Origin of the sequence: Nocardia canadensis (genome assembly GCF_032656385.1) — a bacterium.
GTDB classification, from domain to species: domain Bacteria; phylum Actinomycetota; class Actinomycetes; order Mycobacteriales; family Mycobacteriaceae; genus Nocardia; species Nocardia canadensis.
This window is the reverse complement of record NZ_JAVCWB010000008.1, coordinates 1016744-1036993: the sequence shown is the minus strand read 5'-3', so window position 1 is coordinate 1036993 and position 20250 is coordinate 1016744. Positions and strand designations below refer to the sequence as shown.

At 70.4% G+C, this 20250-nt stretch carries 23 protein-coding genes; 16 read left to right on the top strand and 7 right to left on the bottom strand.

What is annotated here, in order from left to right:
- Positions 1-45 precede the first annotated feature (45 nt).
- The 11 genes from Q7X29_RS18550 to Q7X29_RS18500 all read left to right on the top strand — a co-directional run bounded on the left by Q7X29_RS18550 (position 46) and on the right by Q7X29_RS18500 (position 9147).
- Positions 46-1020, top strand: coding sequence for a quinone oxidoreductase family protein (locus Q7X29_RS18550; RefSeq protein ID WP_218720282.1), 975 nt, complete (start codon positions 46-48; stop codon positions 1018-1020).
- A 25-nt stretch (positions 1021-1045) separates the two neighbouring features.
- Positions 1046-1912, top strand: a complete 867-nt coding sequence (locus Q7X29_RS18545) for a TauD/TfdA dioxygenase family protein (protein WP_316574846.1) — start codon at positions 1046-1048, stop codon at positions 1910-1912.
- A gap of 52 nt (positions 1913-1964) precedes the next feature.
- Positions 1965-3017: a BKACE family enzyme gene (locus tag Q7X29_RS18540; protein ID WP_218720279.1), complete on the top strand. Its 1053-nt coding sequence runs from the start codon at positions 1965-1967 to the stop codon at positions 3015-3017.
- 83 nt (positions 3018-3100) lie between these two features.
- Complete coding sequence (locus Q7X29_RS18535; protein WP_316574845.1) at positions 3101-4393, top strand: MFS transporter; 1293 nt, start codon at positions 3101-3103, stop codon at positions 4391-4393.
- Positions 4394-4420: 27 nt separating this feature from the next.
- On the top strand, positions 4421-5011 hold the full coding sequence (locus Q7X29_RS18530) for an RBBP9/YdeN family alpha/beta hydrolase (protein ID WP_394358703.1): 591 nt from the start codon (positions 4421-4423) through the stop codon (positions 5009-5011).
- The gene (locus Q7X29_RS18525; RefSeq protein ID WP_316574843.1) at positions 5008-5751 is read left to right on the top strand and encodes a CoA transferase subunit A; all 744 of its coding nucleotides are present in this window, start codon (positions 5008-5010) and stop codon (positions 5749-5751) included. Before Q7X29_RS18530 ends, Q7X29_RS18525 begins: the two co-directional genes overlap by 4 nt.
- Positions 5748-6392, top strand: coding sequence for a 3-oxoacid CoA-transferase subunit B (locus tag Q7X29_RS18520; protein WP_308248597.1), 645 nt, complete (start codon positions 5748-5750; stop codon positions 6390-6392). The genes Q7X29_RS18525 and Q7X29_RS18520 overlap by 4 nt, the downstream gene beginning before the upstream one ends.
- Before the next feature lie 18 nt (positions 6393-6410).
- Positions 6411-7094 carry a hypothetical protein gene (locus Q7X29_RS18515; protein ID WP_394358702.1) on the top strand — a complete coding sequence of 228 codons (684 nt, stop codon included), beginning with the start codon at positions 6411-6413 and terminating at the stop codon, positions 7092-7094.
- A gap of 77 nt (positions 7095-7171) precedes the next feature.
- Positions 7172-7783 carry a class I SAM-dependent methyltransferase gene (locus Q7X29_RS18510; RefSeq protein ID WP_316574841.1) on the top strand — a complete coding sequence of 204 codons (612 nt, stop codon included), beginning with the start codon at positions 7172-7174 and terminating at the stop codon, positions 7781-7783.
- Positions 7784-7826: 43 nt separating this feature from the next.
- Complete coding sequence (locus tag Q7X29_RS18505) at positions 7827-8579, top strand: hypothetical protein (protein WP_316574840.1); 753 nt, start codon at positions 7827-7829, stop codon at positions 8577-8579.
- A 55-nt stretch (positions 8580-8634) separates the two neighbouring features.
- The gene (locus Q7X29_RS18500) at positions 8635-9147 is read left to right on the top strand and encodes an OsmC family protein (RefSeq protein WP_218720269.1); all 513 of its coding nucleotides are present in this window, start codon (positions 8635-8637) and stop codon (positions 9145-9147) included.
- On the opposite strand, the gene Q7X29_RS18495 is transcribed toward Q7X29_RS18500, so the two are convergent.
- The 5 genes from Q7X29_RS18495 to Q7X29_RS18475 are packed head-to-tail and all read right to left on the bottom strand — an operon-like array spanning position 9051 to position 14204.
- Positions 9051-9983, bottom strand: a complete 933-nt coding sequence (locus tag Q7X29_RS18495; RefSeq protein ID WP_316574839.1) for an STM4011 family radical SAM protein — start codon at positions 9981-9983, stop codon at positions 9051-9053. The genes Q7X29_RS18500 and Q7X29_RS18495 overlap by 97 nt on opposite strands.
- 2 nt (positions 9984-9985) lie before the next feature.
- Positions 9986-11323, bottom strand: a complete 1338-nt coding sequence (locus tag Q7X29_RS18490) for an STM4012 family radical SAM protein (RefSeq protein ID WP_316574838.1) — start codon at positions 11321-11323, stop codon at positions 9986-9988.
- Positions 11320-12156 (bottom strand): STM4013/SEN3800 family hydrolase, encoded by an 837-nt coding sequence (locus Q7X29_RS18485; RefSeq protein WP_255588264.1) that lies wholly within the window; start codon positions 12154-12156, stop codon positions 11320-11322. The genes Q7X29_RS18490 and Q7X29_RS18485 overlap by 4 nt, the downstream gene beginning before the upstream one ends.
- Positions 12153-13217, bottom strand: a complete 1065-nt coding sequence (locus Q7X29_RS18480) for an STM4014 family protein (RefSeq protein ID WP_316574837.1) — start codon at positions 13215-13217, stop codon at positions 12153-12155. The genes Q7X29_RS18485 and Q7X29_RS18480 overlap by 4 nt, the downstream gene beginning before the upstream one ends.
- A gap of 6 nt (positions 13218-13223) precedes the next feature.
- Positions 13224-14204, bottom strand: coding sequence for an STM4015 family protein (locus Q7X29_RS18475; protein WP_218720262.1), 981 nt, complete (start codon positions 14202-14204; stop codon positions 13224-13226).
- 155 nt (positions 14205-14359) lie between these two features.
- Here Q7X29_RS18475 and Q7X29_RS18470 point away from each other — a divergent pair, with 155 nt between their 5' ends.
- Positions 14360-14686, top strand: a complete 327-nt coding sequence (locus Q7X29_RS18470) for a hypothetical protein (RefSeq protein WP_218720261.1) — start codon at positions 14360-14362, stop codon at positions 14684-14686.
- Entirely contained in the window at positions 14686-15705 is a 1020-nt protein-coding gene (locus Q7X29_RS18465) for a DUF6745 domain-containing protein (protein ID WP_316574836.1), read from the top strand. The genes Q7X29_RS18470 and Q7X29_RS18465 overlap by 1 nt, the downstream gene beginning before the upstream one ends.
- Positions 15706-15711: 6 nt before the next feature.
- Here Q7X29_RS18465 and Q7X29_RS18460 read toward each other — a convergent pair whose 3' ends face one another.
- Complete coding sequence (locus tag Q7X29_RS18460; protein ID WP_316574835.1) at positions 15712-16566, bottom strand: alpha/beta fold hydrolase; 855 nt, start codon at positions 16564-16566, stop codon at positions 15712-15714.
- A 55-nt stretch (positions 16567-16621) separates the two neighbouring features.
- Between Q7X29_RS18460 and Q7X29_RS18455 the strand changes: the two genes are divergently transcribed.
- On the top strand, positions 16622-17227 hold the full coding sequence (locus tag Q7X29_RS18455; protein ID WP_316574834.1) for a TetR/AcrR family transcriptional regulator: 606 nt from the start codon (positions 16622-16624) through the stop codon (positions 17225-17227).
- A gap of 9 nt (positions 17228-17236) precedes the next feature.
- Here the strand turns inward: Q7X29_RS18455 and Q7X29_RS18450 are convergent, their stop codons facing one another.
- Entirely contained in the window at positions 17237-18187 is a 951-nt protein-coding gene (locus Q7X29_RS18450; RefSeq protein WP_218720254.1) for an endonuclease/exonuclease/phosphatase family protein, read from the bottom strand.
- Positions 18188-18332: 145 nt separating this feature from the next.
- On the opposite strand from Q7X29_RS18450, the gene Q7X29_RS18445 reads away from it, so the two are divergent.
- Positions 18333-19694, top strand: a complete 1362-nt coding sequence (locus tag Q7X29_RS18445) for a M20/M25/M40 family metallo-hydrolase (protein ID WP_218720252.1) — start codon at positions 18333-18335, stop codon at positions 19692-19694.
- A gap of 27 nt (positions 19695-19721) precedes the next feature.
- Positions 19722-20249: a YbhB/YbcL family Raf kinase inhibitor-like protein gene (locus tag Q7X29_RS18440; RefSeq protein WP_316574833.1), complete on the top strand. Its 528-nt coding sequence runs from the start codon at positions 19722-19724 to the stop codon at positions 20247-20249.
- The last annotated feature ends 1 nt before the right edge of the window (position 20250 follow it).

The following is a 20250-nucleotide window of genomic DNA, read 5'->3' as shown; positions in this document are numbered from 1 at the left end:
GCCGGGCGTCCCTACTGTTATGTCCATCACACCGAAGGAGATGCAGTGGCACACGCAATTCGTTTCGCCGAGATCGGCGGCCCCGACGTCATGCGGTGGGAGACCACCGAGGTCGGCGATCCGGGGCCCGGCGAGGTCCGGCTCCGCCACGAGGCGGTGGGACTCAACTTCGCCGACACCTACTTCCGCACCGGGCTGTACCCCGCCGCCCTGCCCGCCGGACTCGGGGTCGAGGCCGCCGGCGTCATCGAGGCGGTCGGCCCCGGAGTCGCCGGGTTCGCGCCGGGGGACCGGGTCACCTACACCGGCAGCCCGCTCGGCGCCTACAGCACCGCCCGGGTCATGCCCGCCGAGCACCTGATCGCGCTGCCCGACGGCATCGCCTTCGACACCGCGGCCGCCACCACCATGCGCGGGCTCACCACGGCCTACCTGCTGCGGCGGATCCATCCGTTGCGGGCGGGCGACACCGTCCTGCTGCACGCCGCTGCGGGCGGAGTCGGCCAGCTGTTCACCCAGTGGGCCACGCTGCTCGGCGTCCAGGTGATCGGCACCGTCTCCAGCGAGGAGAAGGCGGCCGTCGCCCGCGCCAACGGCTGCGCGCACGTGGTGATCTACACCAGGGAAGACGTCGCGACCCGGGTGCGCGAGATCACCGACGGCGCGGGCGTTCCCGTGGTCTACGACAGCATCGGCAAGACCACCTACCAGTCCTCGCTGGACTCGCTGGCCCGGCGTGGCCTGCTGGTGTGCTTCGGCACCGCGTCGGGCCCGGTGCCGCCGATCGAGGCGATGCAGCTCGCCGTGAAGGGCTCGCTGTTCGTCACCCGGCCCGCCCTGGCCGACTACATCGCCGACCCGGCCGAACGCGCCGAACTCGCCGGCGAACTCTTCGACCACCTCACCGCGGGCCGCCTGCGCGTCGAGATCAACCAGCGCTACGAGCTCGCCGACGCCGTGCGGGCCCACCGCGACCTCGAAGCCGGCCGCAGCGTCGGCGCGTCGGTGTTCACGCTCTGACGCGTCCACCGGAAAGGAACCAGCCATGACCGTCCGTACCGCCCTGCACGCGGTGCCGCTGACCGCGACCATCGGTGCCGAACTGCACGGGGTGAACCTCGCCGAGGTCGCCGCCGACGACGCCCTGTTCGCCGAACTGCGCACCCTGCTGCTGCGCCACAAGGTGCTGTTCGTCCGTGACCAGGACATCACCCGGGCCGAACACGTCGCGCTCGCCGAACGTTTCGGCCCGCTCGAGGATCACCCGGTCGCCGCGGGCGACCCCGATCATCCGGGCCTGGTCCGCATCTACAAGGACCTCGACAGCCGACCCGAGCACTACGAGAACGCCTACCACTGCGATGCCACCTGGCGGGTGAATCCGCCGATGGGTGCCGTACTGCGATGTGTGGAGACGCCGCCGGTCGGCGGCGACACTATCTGGGTGAACATGGTCGAGGCCTACCGGCGGCTGCCGCAGTCGGTGCGCTCGCGGATCGCGCATCTGCGGGCCCGGCACAGCATCGAGGCGAGTTTCGGTGCGGCCATGCTCGATGAGGACCGGCTCGCACTGCACGACCGATTCCCCGACGCCGAACATCCGGTGGTGCGTATTCACCCGGAAACCGGTGAGGAGATCCTGTTCGTCAATTCCTTCACCACTCATCTGGTGAATTTCCATACGCCGGAAAATGTGCGATTCGGCGCCGATTACGCGCCCGGCGCGAGTGAATTGCTGAACTATCTGATGCGCCAGGCGAGCATTCCGGAATATCAGGTCCGCTGGCGCTGGACCGAGAACAGCTTCGCGATCTGGGACAACCGGTCCACCCAGCACTACGCCGTCCAGGACTACTGGCCCGCGGTCCGCAAGATGGAGCGGGCGGGCATCGTCGGCGACCGTCCCTTCTGACGCCTAACTCCCTTTTCCTTTTCATCCGCGCAATTCCGATCGGAGTACCCCCATGCATTTTCACGACGACGCATTGTTCCCCGAGAACCAGGAGAAGCTGGTCATCACCGCCGCGCCGTACGGCCCGGAATGGGAACTCGATGATTTCCGCGAAGACCTTCCGCTGACGATGGACGAACACGTCCAGCAGGCCGTCGACTGCTACGAGGCCGGCGCCACCGTGCTGCACATCCACGTGCGGGAACTCGACGGCAAGGGCTCCAAGCGCCTGTCGAAGTTCAACGAACTGCTCGGCCGCCTGCGCGAGGCCGTGCCGGACATGATCCTGCAGGTGGGCGGGTCGATCTCGTTCTCGCCCGAAGGTGAGGGCGCCGACGCGCTGTGGCTGCCCGACGACGCCCGGCACATGCTGGCCGAACTCGACCCCAAGCCCGACCAGGTCACCATCGCGATCAACACCAGCCAGATGAACATCGTCGAGCTGATGACCGAGGACGACATCGCGGGCACCTCCTTCGAACGGCCCGAGGTGTACGAGGCCTACCGGGAGATGTACGTGCCCGCGGGCCCGAGCTGGGTCGCCGAGCATCTGAAGCGCTTGCAGGCCAACGGCATCCAACCGCACTTCCAGCTGTCGAGCATCCCGCAGCTGGAGACCGTCGAGCGGCTGATCCGGCGCGGCGTCTACACCGGCCCGCTCATGCTGACCTGGGTCGGCATCGGCGGCGGCTTCGACGGCCCCAACCCCTACAACATGATGGAGTTCATCCGCCGCACCCCCGACGGGGCCGTGCTCACCCTGGAGACGCTGATGCGCAGTGTCTTGCCGGTGAACACGATGGCCATCGCGATGGGCCTGCACGCCCGCTGCGGCAACGAGGACACCTTGTGGGGCCGCAAGGGCGAGAAGATGACCTCCGTCCAGCAGATCCGGCAGCTGGTCCGGATCGCCGGTGAACTCGGTCGCGAAGTCGCCACCGGCAAGGAAGCGCGCGAGATCTACAAGCTCGACGAGCGCTACGCCGACGCCGACGAGACGCTGGCCAAGATCGGGTTCGCCCCGAACCGCAAGCCGGGCCAGGTCGGGTTCACCCACCACGCCTGACCCCTTCCCGGGGAATCAGCCTCCCCGGTCTCGACAACCCGGTGGACGTCAGCGACGACGTCCACCGGTTCGCAGGAGCACCCATGGACCACACCACGACCGCCGTCGCGGCGCCGCATCGAACACCGTCCGTCTCCCGAACCTATCCGTGGCTGGTGTTCGCGCTGGCCTTCGGCCTGCTACTGGCCGACTACATGTCGCGCCAGGTGCTGAGCGCGGTCTTCCCGTTCCTGAAAGCCGAATGGGCGCTGTCGGATTCGCAGCTGGCGTCGTTGAGCAGCGTCGTCGCCCTGATGGTCGGACTGCTCACGCTCCCGCTGTCGGTGCTGGCCGACCGGTGGGGCCGGGTCAAGAGCCTGGTGCTGATGGCCCTGGTGTGGAGCGCGGCGACCCTGGTGTGCGCGCTCGCCGACAACTACCCGCAGATGCTGGCCGCCCGCTTCTTCGTCGGCGTCGGCGAGGCCGCCTACGGCAGCGTCGGTATCGCGCTGGTGCTCAGCGTGTTCGCCGCGCGCAGGCATGCGGCGCTGAGCGGGGCGTTCATGGCGGGCGGCTCGTTCGGCTCGGTGTTCGGGGTCGCCGCGGGCGGCGTCATCGCGGTGCACCTGGGCTGGCGGTGGTCGTTCGCGACCATGGCGATCTTCGGGCTGGTGCTGGCGGTGGCGTTCCGGTCGGTGGTCACCGAGGAGCGCMCCGCCCGCCACACCACCGATCCCGCACCCGAGATCGCCTACCGCGCCCCCATTTCGACCCTGTTCACCAACCCGGCGGTGCTGTGCGCGTACGTCGGCAGCGGCCTGCAGATGTTCACCGCCGCTGTGCTGCTGTCGTGGATGCCGAGCTTCTTCAACCGCTACTACGGGCTGGCGCCCGATCGGGCGGCGGGACTGGCGGCGGTCATCGTGACCCTTGTCGGCACCGGCATGGTGGTGTGCGGGGTGATCACCGACCGGGTCGGTCGCGCCGATATGAGCCGCAAATGGCTCACCGCGATCGTGTTCTGCCTGATCTCGCTCGTCAGTCTCGGGCTCGGTTTCGGCCTGGACACCGGTGTGCCGCAACTGGTTCTGCTCGGCATCGGCGCGTTCTTCTCCGGCGGCTCGGCGGGCCCGACCGTGGCGATGGTCGCCAATCTCACCCATGCCTCCGTACGCGCCTCGGCGTTCGGCACCCTCACCCTGGCCAACAGTCTGCTCGGCCTGGCCCTCGGTCCGTTCGTCGTCGGGGTGCTCGCCGACCACCTCGGCCTGTGGGACGCGCTGCGCGTGACACCGGTGGTGTCGGTACTCGCCGTCGCCGCCCTGCTCCTTGGCAGGCGCGTCTACCCCCGGGGGCTGCGCGCACTCGCCGCGGTGCACGCCGCGGCCCCGCACTGAATCTCGTCGAAAAGGATGACCGCACCGATGAATTCCCTTCCCACCCCGACCGTCGTGATCGTGCCCGGCCTGCGTGATCACGTCGCCGACCACTGGCAGAGCCTGCTGGCCGCGACCCTGGACAAGGTGGCCGTCGTGCCGCCGCTGGAACGCGACGGACTCAGCCTGCCCGCGCGGATCGCCGTCCTGGACGCCGTCCTCGCCGACATCGAGGGGCCCGTCGTGCTGGTCGCGCACAGCGCGGGCGTGATGATCACCGTGCACTGGGCCCAGCAGTCCACCCGGGCCGTGCGCGGCGCGCTGCTGGCGACACCGCCCGACTTCGAAACACCGCTGCCACCCGGGTATCCCAGCGCCGCCGACCTCGCCGCGCACGGCTGGACCCCGGTGCCGCGCCGTCGGCTGCCGTTCCCGACCATCGTCGCCGCGAGCAGCACCGACCCCCTGGCCACCAGCCGCCGGGTCGCCGGGATGGCCGAGGCGTGGGGCAGCAGCCTGGTCGACCTCGGCGACGTCGGGCACCTGAATCCGGCGGCGGGCTACGGTCCGTGGCCGCGCGCGCAGGAACTGCTCGACGACCTGCTCGCCATGACCGAGAGCGCGGAGCTCGCCCGATGACGACGGTGTTCGCCACTGCCGCCGAGGCGGTCGCCGATATCGGCTCCGGCGCCTCGCTGGCCGTCGGCGGATTCGGAGTGTGCGGCATCCCCGACGCACTGATCCACGCGCTGGCGGCGGGCAATGCCGCCGACCTGGAGATCTTCTCCAACAACTGCGGCACCGACGCGCACGGCCTGGGAATCCTGCTGGCGCAGAAGCGTATCCGCCGGGTCACCGCGTCCTATGTGGGCGAGAACGCCGAGTTCGCGCGCCAGTATCTGGCCGGGGAACTCGAAGTCGAACTGACGCCCCAGGGCACGCTGGCGGAGAAACTGCGGGCGGGCGGAACCGGGATTCCGGCCTTCTTCACCGCCGCGGGGGTAGGCACGCCACTGTCGGAGGGTGGACTGCCGTGGCGGTATCACCCCGACGGCTCGGTGGCGGTCGCCTCGCCGCGCAAGGAGGTCCGGACCTTCGCCGGGCGCCGATTCGTGCTCGAGGAATCGATCACCGCCGACTACGCCCTGGTGCACGCCCTGGTCGGGGACACCGCGGGAAATCTGGTGTTCAACAAGGCGGCCCGCAACTTCAACCCGCTCGCCGCGATGGCGGGGAAGGTATGCATCGCCCAGGTCGAGAACCTCGTCCCCGCCGGCACGCTCGATCCGGCGCAGGTGCACCTGCCCGGGGTCTTCGTCGACCGCATCGTGCACACCGGCCCGCAGACCAAACCGATCGAAAGGCGGACCGTCTCGTGAACCCGACCGTGACCGCCGGGTGGACGCGGACCCAGATGGCCGCCCGCGCCGCCCGCGAACTGCGACCCGGCGAGTACGTCAACCTGGGTATCGGCCTGCCCACGCTGATCCCGAACCAGCTCCCCGCCGGTGTGGCGGTGACATTGCACTCGGAGAACGGCATCCTCGGCACCGGCCCCTACCCGCACGCCGACGATATCGACGCCGACCTGATCAACGCGGGCAAGGAGACGGTCACCGTCACCGACGGCGCCGCCTTCTTCGACTCCGCGCTGAGCTTCGGCATGATCCGCGGCGGCCACATCGACACCGCCGTCCTGGGCGGCATGCAGGTCTCGGCCACCGGCGACCTCGCCAACTGGATGGTGCCTGGACAGATGGTGAAGGGCATGGGCGGCGCGATGGACCTGGTCCACGGTGCCCGCCGGGTGATCGTGCTGATGACCCACACCGACAAGTCGGGTGCGTCGAAGCTCGTGCCGCGCTGCACCCTGCCGCTCACCGGCGTCGGCGTCGTGCACCGGGTGATCACCGAACTCGCCGTCGTCGACATCGAACCCTGCGGGCTGGTGCTGCGCGAATGCGCGCCCGGTGTCAGCGAAGACCACGTCCGCGCCGTCACCGCGGCACCCCTGCACTGAAGAACGAGGAACACCATGATGAGCAAGACCCTGGCCGCCGCCGCACTCACGGTGCTCGCCGCGAGCGGCACCGCGCACGCGGAGCGCGCCGACCCCGCACCGCTCGGATTCACCGCCCACGCCACCGATTCGGCCTCGATCATCGCGATCGATTCCGGCACCCTCACCGTCGAGAACGGCACGTTGACCGCCAGGACCGACACGGGCACCGTCGTCGCCGCGACCCCGCTGCACTTCGCCGTCGACGACTTCGTCTTCCCGATCGCCGCGCACATCGACGGCCGCACCGCGACCCTGACGCCGGAGCTGACCATGGACAAGGCGGTCTACCGGCCCGTCGCGCTGCCGTTCGAGGACAAGGCGCCGTGGAAGTCCGAATACGACCGCGAACAGGCCGCGTGGGCGCGCATGACCACGACCATCTCCACCGGCGCCGCGGTCGGCACCCTGATCGGTGGTCTCGGCGGTGCCGCCGTGGGCTGTGTCCTCGGCGGGGTCGTCGGCGCGACGGTGGCCGCGGCGACCATCATCGGGCTGTTCGGTCCGTTCCTGCCCGCGGCCGCCGTAGGGTGCCTCGGCGGCGTACTCGCGGTCGGTGCGCTCGGCACGGTGGCGGGTCAGTTGCTGGTGACCGCGCCCGTCGCGATCGGGGCCGCGATCCAGTACTTCACCACGATCACCGCGCCGTTCCCCGGCAAGTAGGGACCCCGCACGGCCGCCGGGACCCGGCGGTCGTGCGTTCGGCGGCGCGCGGCCGGACAGCGGGGGATGATCGAGGCATGGGCTTCTACAGCGAGCGGATCCTGCCGCACATCGTCGACACGGTGTGCGGGGTGGCCAACAACGATCCTCTGCGCAGGCGCACCTGCGCGGGTCTGCACGGGACCGTGCTCGAAGTCGGATTCGGGTCGGGGACCAATGTCGGGTTCTATCCGGCGGCGGTGGAGCGCGTCAGCGGGGTGGAACCCGCCGACACCGCGTGGAAGATCGCGGCGAAGCGGGTGGCGGCGAGCCGGGTGCCGATCGAGCGGGCCGGACTGGACGGACAGGCACTGCCGTTCCCGGACGCCACCTTCGATACCGCGCTCTCGACCTTCACGCTGTGCACGATTCCCGACGTCGGCGCCGCGCTGGCCGAGATCCGCCGGGTGCTCAAACCCGGCGGCACACTGCACTTCGTCGAGCACGGGCTCGCCCCCGATGCCTCGGTGCGGGCCTGGCAGCACCGGCTCGACCCGATCCAGCAGCGGATCGCCGGCGGCTGCCACCTCGTGCGCGACATCCCCGCCTTGCTCACCGACGCCGGATTCGAGACCGTCGAACTCGATCGCTTCTACCAGCCGGGCGCCCCGAAAGCCTTCGCCGCCTTGTCGCTGGGTATCGCGCGCTGACCCCGCAAGACCTCGGCACGATGCAGCAGAAGGACGATCTCGCGTGAGCACACCGCGACGGTTCTGGATCGAATTCGACCGGCACGAGTCTGCGTACACACGACTCCGGGAGGGCGTCGGCGTGACCGGATTCGACGTCCCGGACTGTCTGTCGATGGTGGCGGAGCAGGTCGCGGACGGTCCGCTGCCCCCGATCCGCCGCATCACGGCCGACATCTCCCTGGCCGAGCCGATGCGGCTGAATCGCTGTCTCGGAGTCCCGGTGTGGCGCGGGGTGTGGTACCCACCGGTGAATCTCGGAATCGGGCCGACCCGCAGCATCGACCGCCGCGGCGCGCCCACCGACTATCCGGCACCCGTCACCGACTCACGCCGGGTGCGAGCGGGTGCGAACCCGCCCACGAAGGGCACCTGGTGGGACGAGATCCCGCACATCGACGGCCTGACGTGGCCGCTGCTGACGCTGCACAGCGCCGAATACCGCCGCGGCATGCGTGGCAGCGTCCCCACACTGCGGGCCGCTTGCGTCAGGGACCCGACCTACGGCGAACTGCTGCGTCGATCTCTCGATTACATGATCGCCTGGCGCCCGACTCCCGACGAGTGGTTCGATCCGACTGGGACCAGGTTCGCCGATCAGCGCGATCTCGACGAATACCTGTGCGCCTTCCGCGACTACCTGCTCGGTGATCGCCCGGAGCCGATCTATCCGCCCGGTAGTGAGCCACTCGCACCCGAGGAAGCGCAGCGGCGAGCCGTCCAGATCCTGTTCGGCGGTCGCCCCGAGGCCGGTTGAAATCAGCCCGAATACATGGGTGGGCGGACCGCCGTCGCGGCGATAGCGTCCCGGCATGACCAGTCAGCTCACCACGCTCAACGAGATCTCCGACACGACCGCGCAGGCGGTGGCGGCCGATCCGGCCAACGCGCGCTTCGTCTTCCGGGCGGCAGGCACCACCGAGGGCACGGTGGGCAGTGTCGTCACCGCACGCTCGCACCGCGTGGCCGTCGACGAACCACCCGCCCTCGGTGGCGCCGATGCCGCCGCCAATCCGGTCGAGGTGTATCTCGCGGCCCTGATCTCCTGCCAGGTGGTCACCTACCGATTCTGGGCGCAACGGCTCGGCATCACCGTCGACGACCTCGCGATCACCGCCGAGGGCGATCTGGACGTGCGCGGCTTCTTCGGCATCGACGACACCGTGCGCCCCGGCTTCCAGGCGGTGCGGGTGAACGTGCGGATCACCGGACCCGAGTCCGCGCAGCGCTACGCGGAACTGCAGCAGGCCGTCGACGCGCACTGCCCGGTGCTCGACCTGTCGACCGGTGCCACCCCGGTGAGCACCACACTCGACGTCGGCTGAGCGGGAATCCGTTCCAGCACACCACCGGCGAACACGTCGTAGAGCGGCAGCGTCTCCAGGTGGACGTAGCCGATGTGGCAGTCGCACACCGACAGCGGGCAGGGGCGCGGGGTCAGCGCCGCACGGTAGGAGCCGTCGTAGAGGTTGCCCAGCGGCGTGCGCACGAAGTGGCAGCGGCGGACCTCGCCGTCACCGTCGACCGAGATCACCGACGCCCCGGTGCGGCACGGTGCTCCGGCCGAGCGGTGCGGGTGCCTGCTGAAGGGGAACAGCGCGTCGATCGCGGTCCAGCACGCGGCCTCGTCGTCGGTGTAGGTGTGGCCCTCGGCGGCGTTGATCCACAGGTACACGTGGTCGGGCAGGTCGGCGCGCAGCCTGCGGGCGTGGTCGAGATGGTCGGGCAGGCCGACGATGCCGACGCTGAACCGAATGCCTGCCTCGGCCAGCCGTTCAACCTTGTCGAGGAATCGGCGATACGGCGTCTGGCCGGGATGGTAGGTGCACCAGAGGGCGAGGGTGTCGCGGTCCGCGTCGGCGGTCCAGTCGATCCGGCCACTCAGGTTGGTCTGGATGGCGACCCGATCGAGGTGCGGGCGGTGCGACAACTCGATCAGTGCCGTCCGGTACCACGACCGCACCAGGCCCTCCCCCCATGGCGTGAACAGCACCGACAGCCGGTCCTCGGTCTGGGCGTGCGCCCAGTCGGTGAAGCGGCGCAGTGCGGCTCGGTCGGTGCGCAACTGGTCGGTGGAGTCGCGGCGCTTGGCGAACGGGCAGTACGGGCAGTCGTAGTCGCAGGAGGCCAGCGGCCCCCGATACAGCAGGGTCAGGTCCATGGTCAGCGCAGCTCGTAGGCGGCCATGGCGGCGCGCACGGCGGGGGAGAAGAACTCGGGGCCGATCGCGTCGGAGTACGCCAGGCCCTGCGGCGACAGACGCAGCAGATCGGTGCCGGTGTCGGCCAGCCAGCCGCGCTCGGCCAAGGTGTGCAGTTCGGCGCCGAAGTCGTCCCAGGGATCGGTGCCGAAGCGGGCGCGGTAGTCGGTGAGGAGAAGTCCGTCGGCTTGCAACAGCGACTGGAGCAGGTGCCTGCGGGCGGCTTCGTCGGCGTCGATCACCCGGCCGTGCAGGGCCGACGTGAAATCTGTGGTCGCGATGTAGGTGTCGATGATGCCGCGTACCTCGCGCAGGTCGACGGCGTAGTCGAACGAGTAGTGCAGCGTGCTCGTGTAGGAGCGGGCGCCGCAGCCGAGCCCGATCATGCCGTCGGTCTGGCAGGCGTAGTCGTCGGGGCCCTGGGGTGGGGCGTCGGCGCGGCGGAACATCCGCATCGACACCTGCTCGTAGCCGGCGGCGAGCAGATGGTCGCGCCCGTACGCGTACAGCGCGAGGCGATCGCGGTCCCAGTCCTGTTCGGCGACAGCGGGATCGGCGTGCCTGGCCAGACCGGTCAGCGGCCGCACATACAGCGGGTAGAGGTAGATCTCTTCTGGCCGCCAGGCCAGGGCCGCGTCCAGCGAGACGCGCCAGCTCGCGGCGGTCTGGCCGTCGATGCCGTAGATCAGGTCGATATTGAGCACGGGGATGCCCGCGTCCCGGATCCGGCCCAGGGCCGCTTCGACCTCGGCGCGACGTTGTGGCCGCACCGCCGCCTTGGCCTCGTCGTCGAGAAAGCTCTGCACGCCCAGACTCAATCGGGTCGCCCCGCGCTCGGCCAGCACCGACAGCCGGTCGGCGGTGGCGGTGGACGGCGAGGCCTCCACCGACAGCGGGATCGCGCGCAGGTCGGCGCCCATGATCGCCTCGGCGATATCGCAGAGTCTGGTCAGCTCGTCGGCGGTGAGGAAGGTCGGGGTGCCGCCGCCGAAGGCCGCGTTGGCGAAGCGCGGTCGTTCGGCATCGCCGAGACCGTCCCGGACCGCGCTCGCCTGGCGGGCGAGCGCGTCGAGATAGCGGCCGGTGAGACCCTCCGGTGCGCCGACCCGCGTGAACAGATTGCAGAAACCGCAGCGCACCTCACAGAACGGGATGTGCAGATACAGCGACAGCGCCGACCGGGCTTCACCGGCCCACACCCGCGCCAGCGGTGGCCGGTCCGGCAGCGGCCGATAGGCCGTCTTGTGCGGGTAGGCGTAGACGTAGTTCTGGTAGGGGCGCGGTAGCGCGGTATCGATCATGCGTCGGGCTCCAGGAAGAAGTGGCTGTAGGGGACCGTCCACACCGATTCGTGGCCGAGCCGGTGGCCGGTGTACCCGTCGTCGCCGTAGGCGGTGCCGTGATCGGAGCACACGATCGCGAAACACCGTCGGCGCGACCGCATCGCGTCGAACAGCCTGCCGACATGGGCGTCGATGTATTCCAGTGCCGCCGCGTGGGTGTCGCGGCTGTCTCCCGCCGCGCGGGTCGCGCCCGGCAGGTGGAACCAGTTGGGCTGGTGCAGGGCCGAGGCGTTGAGGAACAGGAACAGCCGCTGGTCGGCGGGCACGGCCGCGACGACACGTTCGGCGCAGGCCACCTGCGCCTCGAACGAGGTCGGCGACGCCACCGAGAACTCCGGCGCCCAATGGCTTTCGGTGAACAGCCCGGGCAGCACGCTGCCCAGCGCCCCCTGCTTGTTGAAGAAGCCGACACCACCGATGCACACGGTGTGGTAGCCGCGCGCCGTCAGAGCCGTCACCAGATCGGGCTCCTCGAAGACGAAGGTGCCCTCGGCGGTGGTCTCGCTCCCCGCGAACCGAGCCGCGAACAGGCGCGGATGCGGACCCGGCGCGGCCGGGGTCGGCAGGAAGCCGGCGAACATCGCGTGGTGCGAGGCGTAGGTGAAACTGCCCGGCGCGTGGCGCTTTTCCCAGCGGCCCTGCGGCAGGTGTGCGGCCAGGGTGGGCAGTCTGCCCGCGGCCGCGAGTTCGGTCGCGACGTCGTAGCGCAGCGTGTCGAGCGTGAGCAGCAACAGGTCGTCGCGGCCGACGACCTCGGTCATATCGGGACGTGACCCGGTCGAGAAAGTCATCGGGAGGCTCCGATCGCGGCCGCGGCGGTGAGCTGTGCGGTGTAGGTGTCCAATCCCTCGGCCGGGGTTCCCGGCAGGCCGGTCAGCCCGGGGAGCAGGTCACCGAAGGCGTTGACCTCGCCGACGGTGAACCGTCGCCAGTGCGCGCCGGGCAGGAGATCGACACCGACGCACAGGGTCGCCGGGAAGCAGGCGGCGGCGCGTTCACAGATGTCCATCGCCTCGGCCCACCGGTCACCCATCGCTGCACGGACGTGGGCCAGATCCCCGCGCGCACCGCCGAGGTGCAGGTTGGTCAGGGGGCCACGGCTGGTGCGGACGACGACGTGGGTCGCCCGGCCCGCGATCACCACGACCCGCAGGTCCGCGCAGCGGCCACCGGTGGTGGCCTTGGGGATCCAGCGTTCGACATGCAGGCCGTCGGGCGCGAGCCGGTCGACGATCGCGGCGATCTCGCGTTCGTCGCGGTACCGGCGCACCCGCAAGGAGTTGTGCAGGGTGCCTTCGGCGCTGATTTCGACCGAGGTCGTCGCCTGCCAGCGACCCGACGCGGTGGATTCGATCGCCAGCACCCCCGACGCCGACGAACCGTGCGCGAGCTTCACGAACACCCGCGCCATGCCCGCCGCCCGCATCTGCGCTCGCACGTCGACCCAGCCGTGGAGCGGGCCCGTGACCGGTGACGGCGGGACCGGCACCCCGGCCGCGGTGAGGTGGGCATGGCAGCGCCGTTTGTCGAACAACACCGCGAGGTCGGCCGGATCGTCGAGCCGGTGCCCGCCGCGCAGCGACCCCACCGCCGCGAGAAAGCCCGCGTACCACCGGGCCGAACCCTCCACGCGGGTCGGATCATTCACCCCACGCAACAGTGCATCGACTGCAAGATTCTCACCGGGGGAATCCAGCCGGACGAGCTCGTCGGCGGCGAAATCATGGCCGCCCTCGGTCAGCGCCGACAGCCATTCCACCACCCGCGGTGCCGGAAACCCGGCCGCGCGGGCCGCGTCGGTGCACAGCCGGACCCGCCGGTTCTCGGCGTTGCCGACCACCACCCAGCGCACGTCGGATCACTCGCCGACCGCGACGAACCGCCACACCGAACCGTCGTCGTCCTCGTCGGATTCGGCGTCGTCGGTGTCCAGATTCAGTGCCACGCCCGCCGGGGTGAGGGTGTCGGCGAGGCGGGCGCCGATCTCCTTGCTCACGTAGTTGTAGTGCAGATCCAGTGAGGTCAGGTGGGTCAGCGGCTGACCGCCGAGCAGCGCGGCGGCGCCGTCGTCGGTGAGCACACCCATCGACAGGTCGAGCACCTCGAGCCGGGCGACCACCGGCGCCGAGGCCACCGCGGCGCAGACCGCGTCCTGGATCTCGCTGTTGCGCAAGGCCAGCCGCTTGAGGTTGGGCAGCCGGTCGCCGGACAGGATCGGCGCGAGGTCGCTGACATCGGCGTCGCCGCCGTACTCGGACGTCCCCAGCCACAGTTCCAGGTCGTGCAGTGCGGGCAGGTCGCTGGCGGCGATGCCGCGGACGACGGCCACCGGCAGACCACCGGCCTGCACCTTCAGCTTGCGCAGGTGCTCGTGGCGGACCGCCGGGAATTCCAGCTGCTCGCCACCGCGCACGCCGAACTCCTCGAGCCGCGGGAACGCGTCGAGCAGCCGGGTGACCTCGCCCTGATTGATCCAGGAGATCTCGCACTCCTCGCCGATGATGTCGCCGATGAACAGCGCCCGCAGCATCGGTAGCCGCGCGCGGGCGGCGATGATCGCGTCGATCACATCATCGGGGCGATTGTCGTAGGCGTCGGCCCACGAGCCGACGACGATCGCGCGCACCCGCGCCGTATCGACCGTGTCGAGGAACCTGGCGAAAGCCTCCGGCCAGGTCTCCGCGGCCTCATAGGAATCGACACCGATCCGCCACGCCACACCGTCTGCGGCGGGCAGCAGCCGCACCGCCGTCTCCCGCGCTTCGTCGTCCTTCTCCGGGTCCGGGAACGGATAGGCAGGCAGACCGCCCCACCCGCGCAGATGTTCTCCGATGGACATAGCTGTTCCCGCCCCTTCTGGCGTAGTGACCCCGTGGTGACTGCTGCGTTTCTACCAAGCGGCACCGACAATCCGCGCGGCGGGCCGAGTTGTCGGCACCTGGCGCTACCGTCCTCGCCACGGCTGCGGTCGCGGGCCGTGACGGGAGGAAATTCATGTATCGACAAGGCGATGTCCTGATCGTGCCGCTGGCCGAGACGGCGGTCCCCGCCGGTGCTCTGGCGGCGCGGGGCGAGCACCGCGACGGGCGGGGCAGGCTCGTGCTGGCGCTCGGGGAGGTGACCGGGCACGCGCATGCGATCGCCGCGCCCGGTCGGTTGATCAGGGAGGCAGGGGCTTTCGGCCCGATGCTGCTGCACCTGCCCGAAGGCGGACGGGTGGTGCACGAGGAGCACGCGCCCATCGGCCTGCCCAAGGGCTGGTACCGGGTGGTGCGCCAGCGTGAGTACCTCCCCGGCTCCGTTCGGGTGGTGGCCGACTGATGAGCGGGGAGCCCACGAGGACGGACGACCACTGGCGGGCGATCGCCGCCGCGACCGGACCCGGCGACCGGGCGGCCGCCGAAGCGGGCGTGCGCCTGGCCTATTCGCGTGCGGGCCTGCCCGAACCCGAGCAGATCCGCTGGGCGCGTTCGCCGCTGGAAGCCGTGCGCATCCTCACCTCGGGGATCGATCCGGGCGCACCGGTACGGGAGGCCGTGCGCAGCGGACCGTGGGCGGCCGAACGCGCCCGGTTGCACGCCGAACTGGGCGCGCCCGGTTACAGCGCGCACTGGCGGGCCACCGGCGCCGACCTGTGGGAGGTCACCGCCATGGTGATCGACCGGATCCGCGCCGGCGTCGTCGAGGCGGCCGGCGGTGATCGCACGCAGGAGCGGCGGATTCGTGTGCTGCTGCTCGATGCCGTGCTCGGTCAGCACGAGGCGGCCTGGCTCAGCGCCTACGACACCGCGCCCGGGCACCCGCTCGACGGCGTGGCCGAGGTGGCGCGGCACGCGGGCTGGTGGTGGCCCTACGCGAAGATCGCGGTGATCTCCGAACGCCCGATCGCGCTGCATCGCGACGAGGCCGGGCGACTCGACCGCGCTGACGGACCCGCCCTGGCCTACGCCGACGGCTTCGCCTTGCACGCGTGGCGCGGCATGCCGGTGCCCGCCGAGTTCCTGGACAGCCTGAACTCGCTGACGCCGCAGCGCATCCGCGACGAAGAGAACGCCGAACTGCGCCGGGTCATGCTCGAGCACTACGGCTACGACCGGTACCTGACCGAATCCGACGCTCGGCCCGTGCACCGCGACGAGACCGGCGTTCTGTGGCGCATCGATCTCGTCGGCGACGAGGACGTGGTCATGGTCGAGGTGGTGAATTCGACGCCGGAGCCCGACGGTACGCATCGCGTGTACTGGCTGCGCGTCCCGCCGACCACCCGCACTGCCCGCGAAGGCGTCGCGTGGACGTTCGGGCTCGGCGCCGACGCCTACGACCCGGTGCAGCAGACCTGAGCGACCTCAGCGCTCGGTCGGCTGCGCCGAGGTGGTGGCGAGGAACTCCGTGACGGCGGCGGCGACCGCGGTGGGCTGGTCGAGCATCGACAGGACGTAGGCGTCGTCGATCTCGACCAGCCGGGCGCGCGGGATGAGGTCGGCCAGGCGACGGCCGTGCTCGCGCGGCATGACCTTGCCCGCCGACGACCACAAGATCAGGGCCTCGCCCCGGAAGCGGCGCAGCGCCTCGGTTGCGGTGACGAGGTCGGGCTTGCGCAAGCCCGACCGCATGTAGGCGAGCACGTCGGCGCGGATGCCCCGATCGCGCAGACCCGGTTCGGTCCAGCCGTGGACGAGATCGTCGGGCAGGGGGTATTTCGCCATCCAGCCGAACATCAGCGGACTGTCACGCAACCATCGGATGCGGAGCTGGCGCAGTGCCAGGGTGACACCGCCGGGCAGGTAGGCGGCCAGTGTCGCGGTCTTGCCGGGCAGGCCGGGCGGGAAGTTGTCGAACGCCTCGCTAGGGAAGACGATCAGCCGGCCGACGCGCTCGTCGAGATCGTAGGCGGTGAGAAACAGGGCGCCGCCCCAGTCGGAGTGCACGAGGGTCACCTCGCGCAGGTCGAGGGCGGCGAGGAAGTCGGCGACGAGCTGGTTGAGGCCGCGCAGGCTCAGGTCGGTGCCGGGCCGCAACGGTTCCGGATGCGCGCCCAGCGGCAGATCGGGCAGTACATAGCGGAAGCCGGTCGGGAGCAGGTCCAGGATGTGATCCCACACGGTGTGGTTCATCAGCAGACCGTGCAGCAGCACGACCGGTGGGCCCTCGCCGCGTTCGTGGAAGTGGATGCGGCCCGCGGGCAGATCGACGGTCGGCATGAGACCCTCCAGCGTTAGAGTGTTCGCTCTAGTGTGTTTGCTCTAGTCTGGTGTGGTGAGCGAGAAGATGTCAACGGCTACCCGGGATCGGCTGGTCGTCGCGGTCGCCGAGCTGATGCGCACGCACGGCTACAGCGCGATCACCGTCAAACAGATCACCGCCGCCGCACAGGCGCCGATGGGGTCGCTCTACCACCACTTTCCGCACGGCAAGGTGCAGATCGCGGCGGAGGCGCTGCGCAGCTCCGGCGCCGCCTACATCCAGCTGCTGCCCCTGCTGATGGACCCACACCCCGATCTGCGGATCGCGGTGCCCGCGGCGTTCGACGATGCCGCGCGCACGATGGCCGAGTCGGGGTGGATCAACATGTGCCCGGTCGGCACGGTCGCCGGGGAGATCGCCGACAGCGAACCGGAGCTGCGGGCCATCGCCGCTGGGGTCGTCGCGGACTGGATCGACCAGGGCACCGCCTATTTCGTGCGCCGTGGTCTGGACACCGCCGACGCCCGCGACCTCGTCCTCGGCCTGCTCAGCTCCCTGGAAGGCGCGTTCGTGCTGGCCAGAACCATGCGCTCGGCCGAACCGCTGCACGCGGCCGGCCGTGCGGTCGGAGCACGGATCGACGCACTCCTCGCGGCCCGCGACCATGCCGCGGGCTGAGCGATCCCGCTAGCGGACGAGCACGACGCGAGCCACCAGCGCTTTGTGATCGGCGCCGGGCAGCGCGACGGTCGCCACCGCGGTGGCGTGCGCCCCGGCGAGCAGCACGTGGTCGATGCCGATCAGTGGCGGCAGACGTTTATCCGTCGGGTAGGTGACCAGGTGCCCGGCACCGGCCTGCGCGGCGGCATCGGCGAACCGGCCCGATGCCAGCGCCCGGAACCGCGCGTGGTCGTAGGTGGCGTTGAAATCCCCGCCCACGATCACCGGGCGATCGGCCGGGGACCGGCGTAGGACCTCGCCGAGCCGGGACAATTCGTCGGCCCACACTCCGGTGTCGTAGACCGGCGGGACCGGATGCACTGCGTAGACCGAGACCGGCCCGACCTGCGGAATCATGGCGGTCGCCGAGATCTGATTGAGGACATACCCGTCGTATTCGACGGTGTCCGACAACGGGAATCGACTCCAGATCCCGGTCCCGCTCGCGGTCTGCCCCGGGGCGAGATAGTGGTACGGCAACACCTCGTCCAGGCCCGCGCGCCCCAGTTCGGTCACGGCGGTACGCGTGAGTTCGTTGACGGTGAGCACCGCGACATCGCGCGAGCGCACCTGCGCCACCAGCGCGCCCGGGTCGGCGCCGTCGAACAGCAGATTCGCCTGCATCACCGTGATCGCCGGCCCCTCGCCCCCGCCGTCGGCGAAGTACAACGGCGCCTGCGTCGCCACACCGAGTCCGGCGACCACGACCGCGGCGCCGGTCGCGACCCACTGCCGGGTCACCGCGAACCCCACCGCGCCCAGAATCGCCCCGCCCATCAGGTAGGGCGCGCCGGACGCGGCGAGCACCAGCGGTTCCGCCGACCAGTCGAGGTAACGCAACACCACACCCAGCGCACCCGCCGCCGTCGCGGCGCCCGCCAGCAGCAGCGTCCCGACCCGAACGACCTGCGATCTCATCGCCACAGCCAAACACGCCGGGCAGCGGACACGCGAATCCGGGGAATTCGGCTCAGCACGAGCAGTAGTCGCCAGCAGCGGCGGAATCCGCGTGAGCCAGGGGAGTCGGCGCGGGGGACACCGCCGGGGTGGTAGGAAAGGGGACGTGTCGGCATCTGGCGAGAGTTCTGGTTCGAACGAACGGTCCCGCGCGGTGGACGAGGTGGTGGAGCTGGTCAGTGCGCTGATCCGGTTCGACACCTCCAACACCGGTGAGCTGGCGACCACCAAAGGCGAACGCGAGTGCGCAGAGTGGGTGGCCGCGCAATTGCAGGAGGTCGGCTACGAGACCGAGTACGTCGAGTCGGGCGCGCCCGGTCGCGGCAACGTCTTCGCGCGATTGAAGGGGGCCGACTCCAGCCGGGGCGCGCTGATGATCCACGGACACCTCGACGTCGTGCCCGCCGAGGCCGCCGACTGGAGCGTGCACCCGTTCTCCGGCGCGGTCCGCGACGGCTACGTGTGGGGCCGCGGCGCGATCGACATGAAGGACATGGTCGGCATGACGCTGGCCCTGGCCCGCCAGTTCAAGGCCGAGGGCACCGTCCCGCCGCGCGACCTGGTGTTCGCCTTCCTCGCCGACGAGGAGAACGGCGGCAAATGGGGGTCGCAGTGGCTGGTGGACAACCGGCCCGACCTGTTCGACGGGGTCACCGAGGCGGTCGGCGAGGTCGGCGGCTTCTCGCTGACCGTGCCACGCCCCGACGGCACCGAACGCAGGCTCTATCTGGTGGAGACCGCCGAGAAGGGTCTGGGCTGGATGCGGTTGCGGGCCAAGGCCCGCGCCGGGCACGGTTCGTTCCTGCACGACGACAATGCCGTCACCATCCTCGCCGAGGCCGTCGCGCGGCTGGGCAGGCACACCTTCCCGGTGGTGCTGTCGGACTCGGTGGCCGAGTTCCTCGCCGCGGTCAGCGAGGAGAGCGGGTTGCAGTTCGACCCGGAGGGCCCCGATATCGAGGGTCAGCTCGCCAAGCTCGGCACCATCTCCCGCATCATCGGCGCCACCCTGCGCGATACCGCCAATCCGACGATGCTGCAGGCGGGCTACAAGGCCAATGTCATCCCGCAGACCGCGGAGGCCGTGGTGGACTGTCGCGTGGTGCCGGGGCGGCAGGCCGCGTTCGAACGCGAGGTCGACGAGCTCATCGGCCCGGACGTCGAACGCGAGTGGATCACCAAGCTCGACTCCTACGAGACCACCTTCGACGGCCACCTCGTCGACGCCATGAACGACGCGGTGCTGGCCCACGACGCCGACGGGCGCACCGTGCCCTACATGCTCTCCGGCGGCACCGACGCGAAAGCGTTCGCGCGGTTGGGTATTCGCTGCTTCGGCTTCGCGCCGCTGCAGCTGCCGCCGGAACTGGACTTCACCGCCCTGTTCCACGGGGTGGACGAGCGGGTCCCGGTGCGGTCACTGGAATTCGGCACCCGGGTCCTGGAACACTTCCTCCTGCACAGCTGAGCACCGACGCCACGAATCGGAGACCCCATGAGCTACAACCCGTATGACGCACTGCCGCAGGTTCCGTCGTTCACCGTCACCTCCGCCGACATCACCGATGGTCAGCCGCTGGCCAACGACCAGGTGTCCGGCGTGTTCGGCGCGGGCGGCAAAGACGTCTCGCCCCAGCTGAGCTGGTCCGGTTTCCCCGAGGGCACACAGAGCTTCGCGGTCACCGTCTACGACCCGGACGCGCCGACCGCCTCGGGCTTCTGGCATTGGGCGGTGGCCAACATCCCCGCCTCGGTCACCGAACTCGACGCCGGCGCGGGCAGTGAAGGCGGCACCCTGCCCGCGGGCGCGGTCACGCTGCGCAACGACGGCGGTTTCCCGGGCTTCGTCGGCGCCGCGCCGCCGCAGGGCCACGGCCCGCACCGGTACTTCGTGGTGGTGCACGCCGTCGACGTGCCCGAGCTGGAAGTCGGGCCGGACGCGACGCCGGCCTACCTCGGGTTCAACCTGTTCTTCCACACGCTCGGCCGGGCCACTCTGATCGGGACCTACGAGCAGAACTGAG

What these genes read in the sequence shown, in the direction of transcription:
- Q7X29_RS18545 (WP_316574846.1), top strand. Translation starts at nt 1,046, where the DNA reads ATGACCGTCCGTACCGCCCTGCACGCGGTGCCGCTGACCGCGACCATC.
- Q7X29_RS18540 (WP_218720279.1), top strand. Translation starts at nt 1,965, where the DNA reads ATGCATTTTCACGACGACGCATTGTTCCCCGAGAACCAGGAGAAGCTG.
- Q7X29_RS18530 (WP_394358703.1), top strand. Translation starts at nt 4,421, where the DNA reads ATGAATTCCCTTCCCACCCCGACCGTCGTGATCGTGCCCGGCCTGCGT.
- Q7X29_RS18525 (WP_316574843.1), top strand. Translation starts at nt 5,008, where the DNA reads ATGACGACGGTGTTCGCCACTGCCGCCGAGGCGGTCGCCGATATCGGC.
- Q7X29_RS18515 (WP_394358702.1), top strand. Translation starts at nt 6,411, where the DNA reads ATGAGCAAGACCCTGGCCGCCGCCGCACTCACGGTGCTCGCCGCGAGC.
- Q7X29_RS18510 (WP_316574841.1), top strand. Translation starts at nt 7,172, where the DNA reads ATGGGCTTCTACAGCGAGCGGATCCTGCCGCACATCGTCGACACGGTG.
- Q7X29_RS18500 (WP_218720269.1), top strand. Translation starts at nt 8,635, where the DNA reads ATGACCAGTCAGCTCACCACGCTCAACGAGATCTCCGACACGACCGCG.
- Q7X29_RS18495 (WP_316574839.1), bottom strand. Translation starts at nt 9,983, where the DNA reads ATGGACCTGACCCTGCTGTATCGGGGGCCGCTGGCCTCCTGCGACTAC.
- Q7X29_RS18490 (WP_316574838.1), bottom strand. Translation starts at nt 11,323, where the DNA reads ATGATCGATACCGCGCTACCGCGCCCCTACCAGAACTACGTCTACGCC.
- Q7X29_RS18485 (WP_255588264.1), bottom strand. Translation starts at nt 12,156, where the DNA reads ATGACTTTCTCGACCGGGTCACGTCCCGATATGACCGAGGTCGTCGGC.
- Q7X29_RS18475 (WP_218720262.1), bottom strand. Translation starts at nt 14,204, where the DNA reads ATGTCCATCGGAGAACATCTGCGCGGGTGGGGCGGTCTGCCTGCCTAT.
- Q7X29_RS18470 (WP_218720261.1), top strand. Translation starts at nt 14,360, where the DNA reads ATGTATCGACAAGGCGATGTCCTGATCGTGCCGCTGGCCGAGACGGCG.
- Q7X29_RS18465 (WP_316574836.1), top strand. Translation starts at nt 14,686, where the DNA reads ATGAGCGGGGAGCCCACGAGGACGGACGACCACTGGCGGGCGATCGCC.
- Q7X29_RS18460 (WP_316574835.1), bottom strand. Translation starts at nt 16,566, where the DNA reads ATGCCGACCGTCGATCTGCCCGCGGGCCGCATCCACTTCCACGAACGC.
- Q7X29_RS18450 (WP_218720254.1), bottom strand. Translation starts at nt 18,187, where the DNA reads ATGAGATCGCAGGTCGTTCGGGTCGGGACGCTGCTGCTGGCGGGCGCC.
- Q7X29_RS18440 (WP_316574833.1), top strand. Translation starts at nt 19,722, where the DNA reads ATGAGCTACAACCCGTATGACGCACTGCCGCAGGTTCCGTCGTTCACC.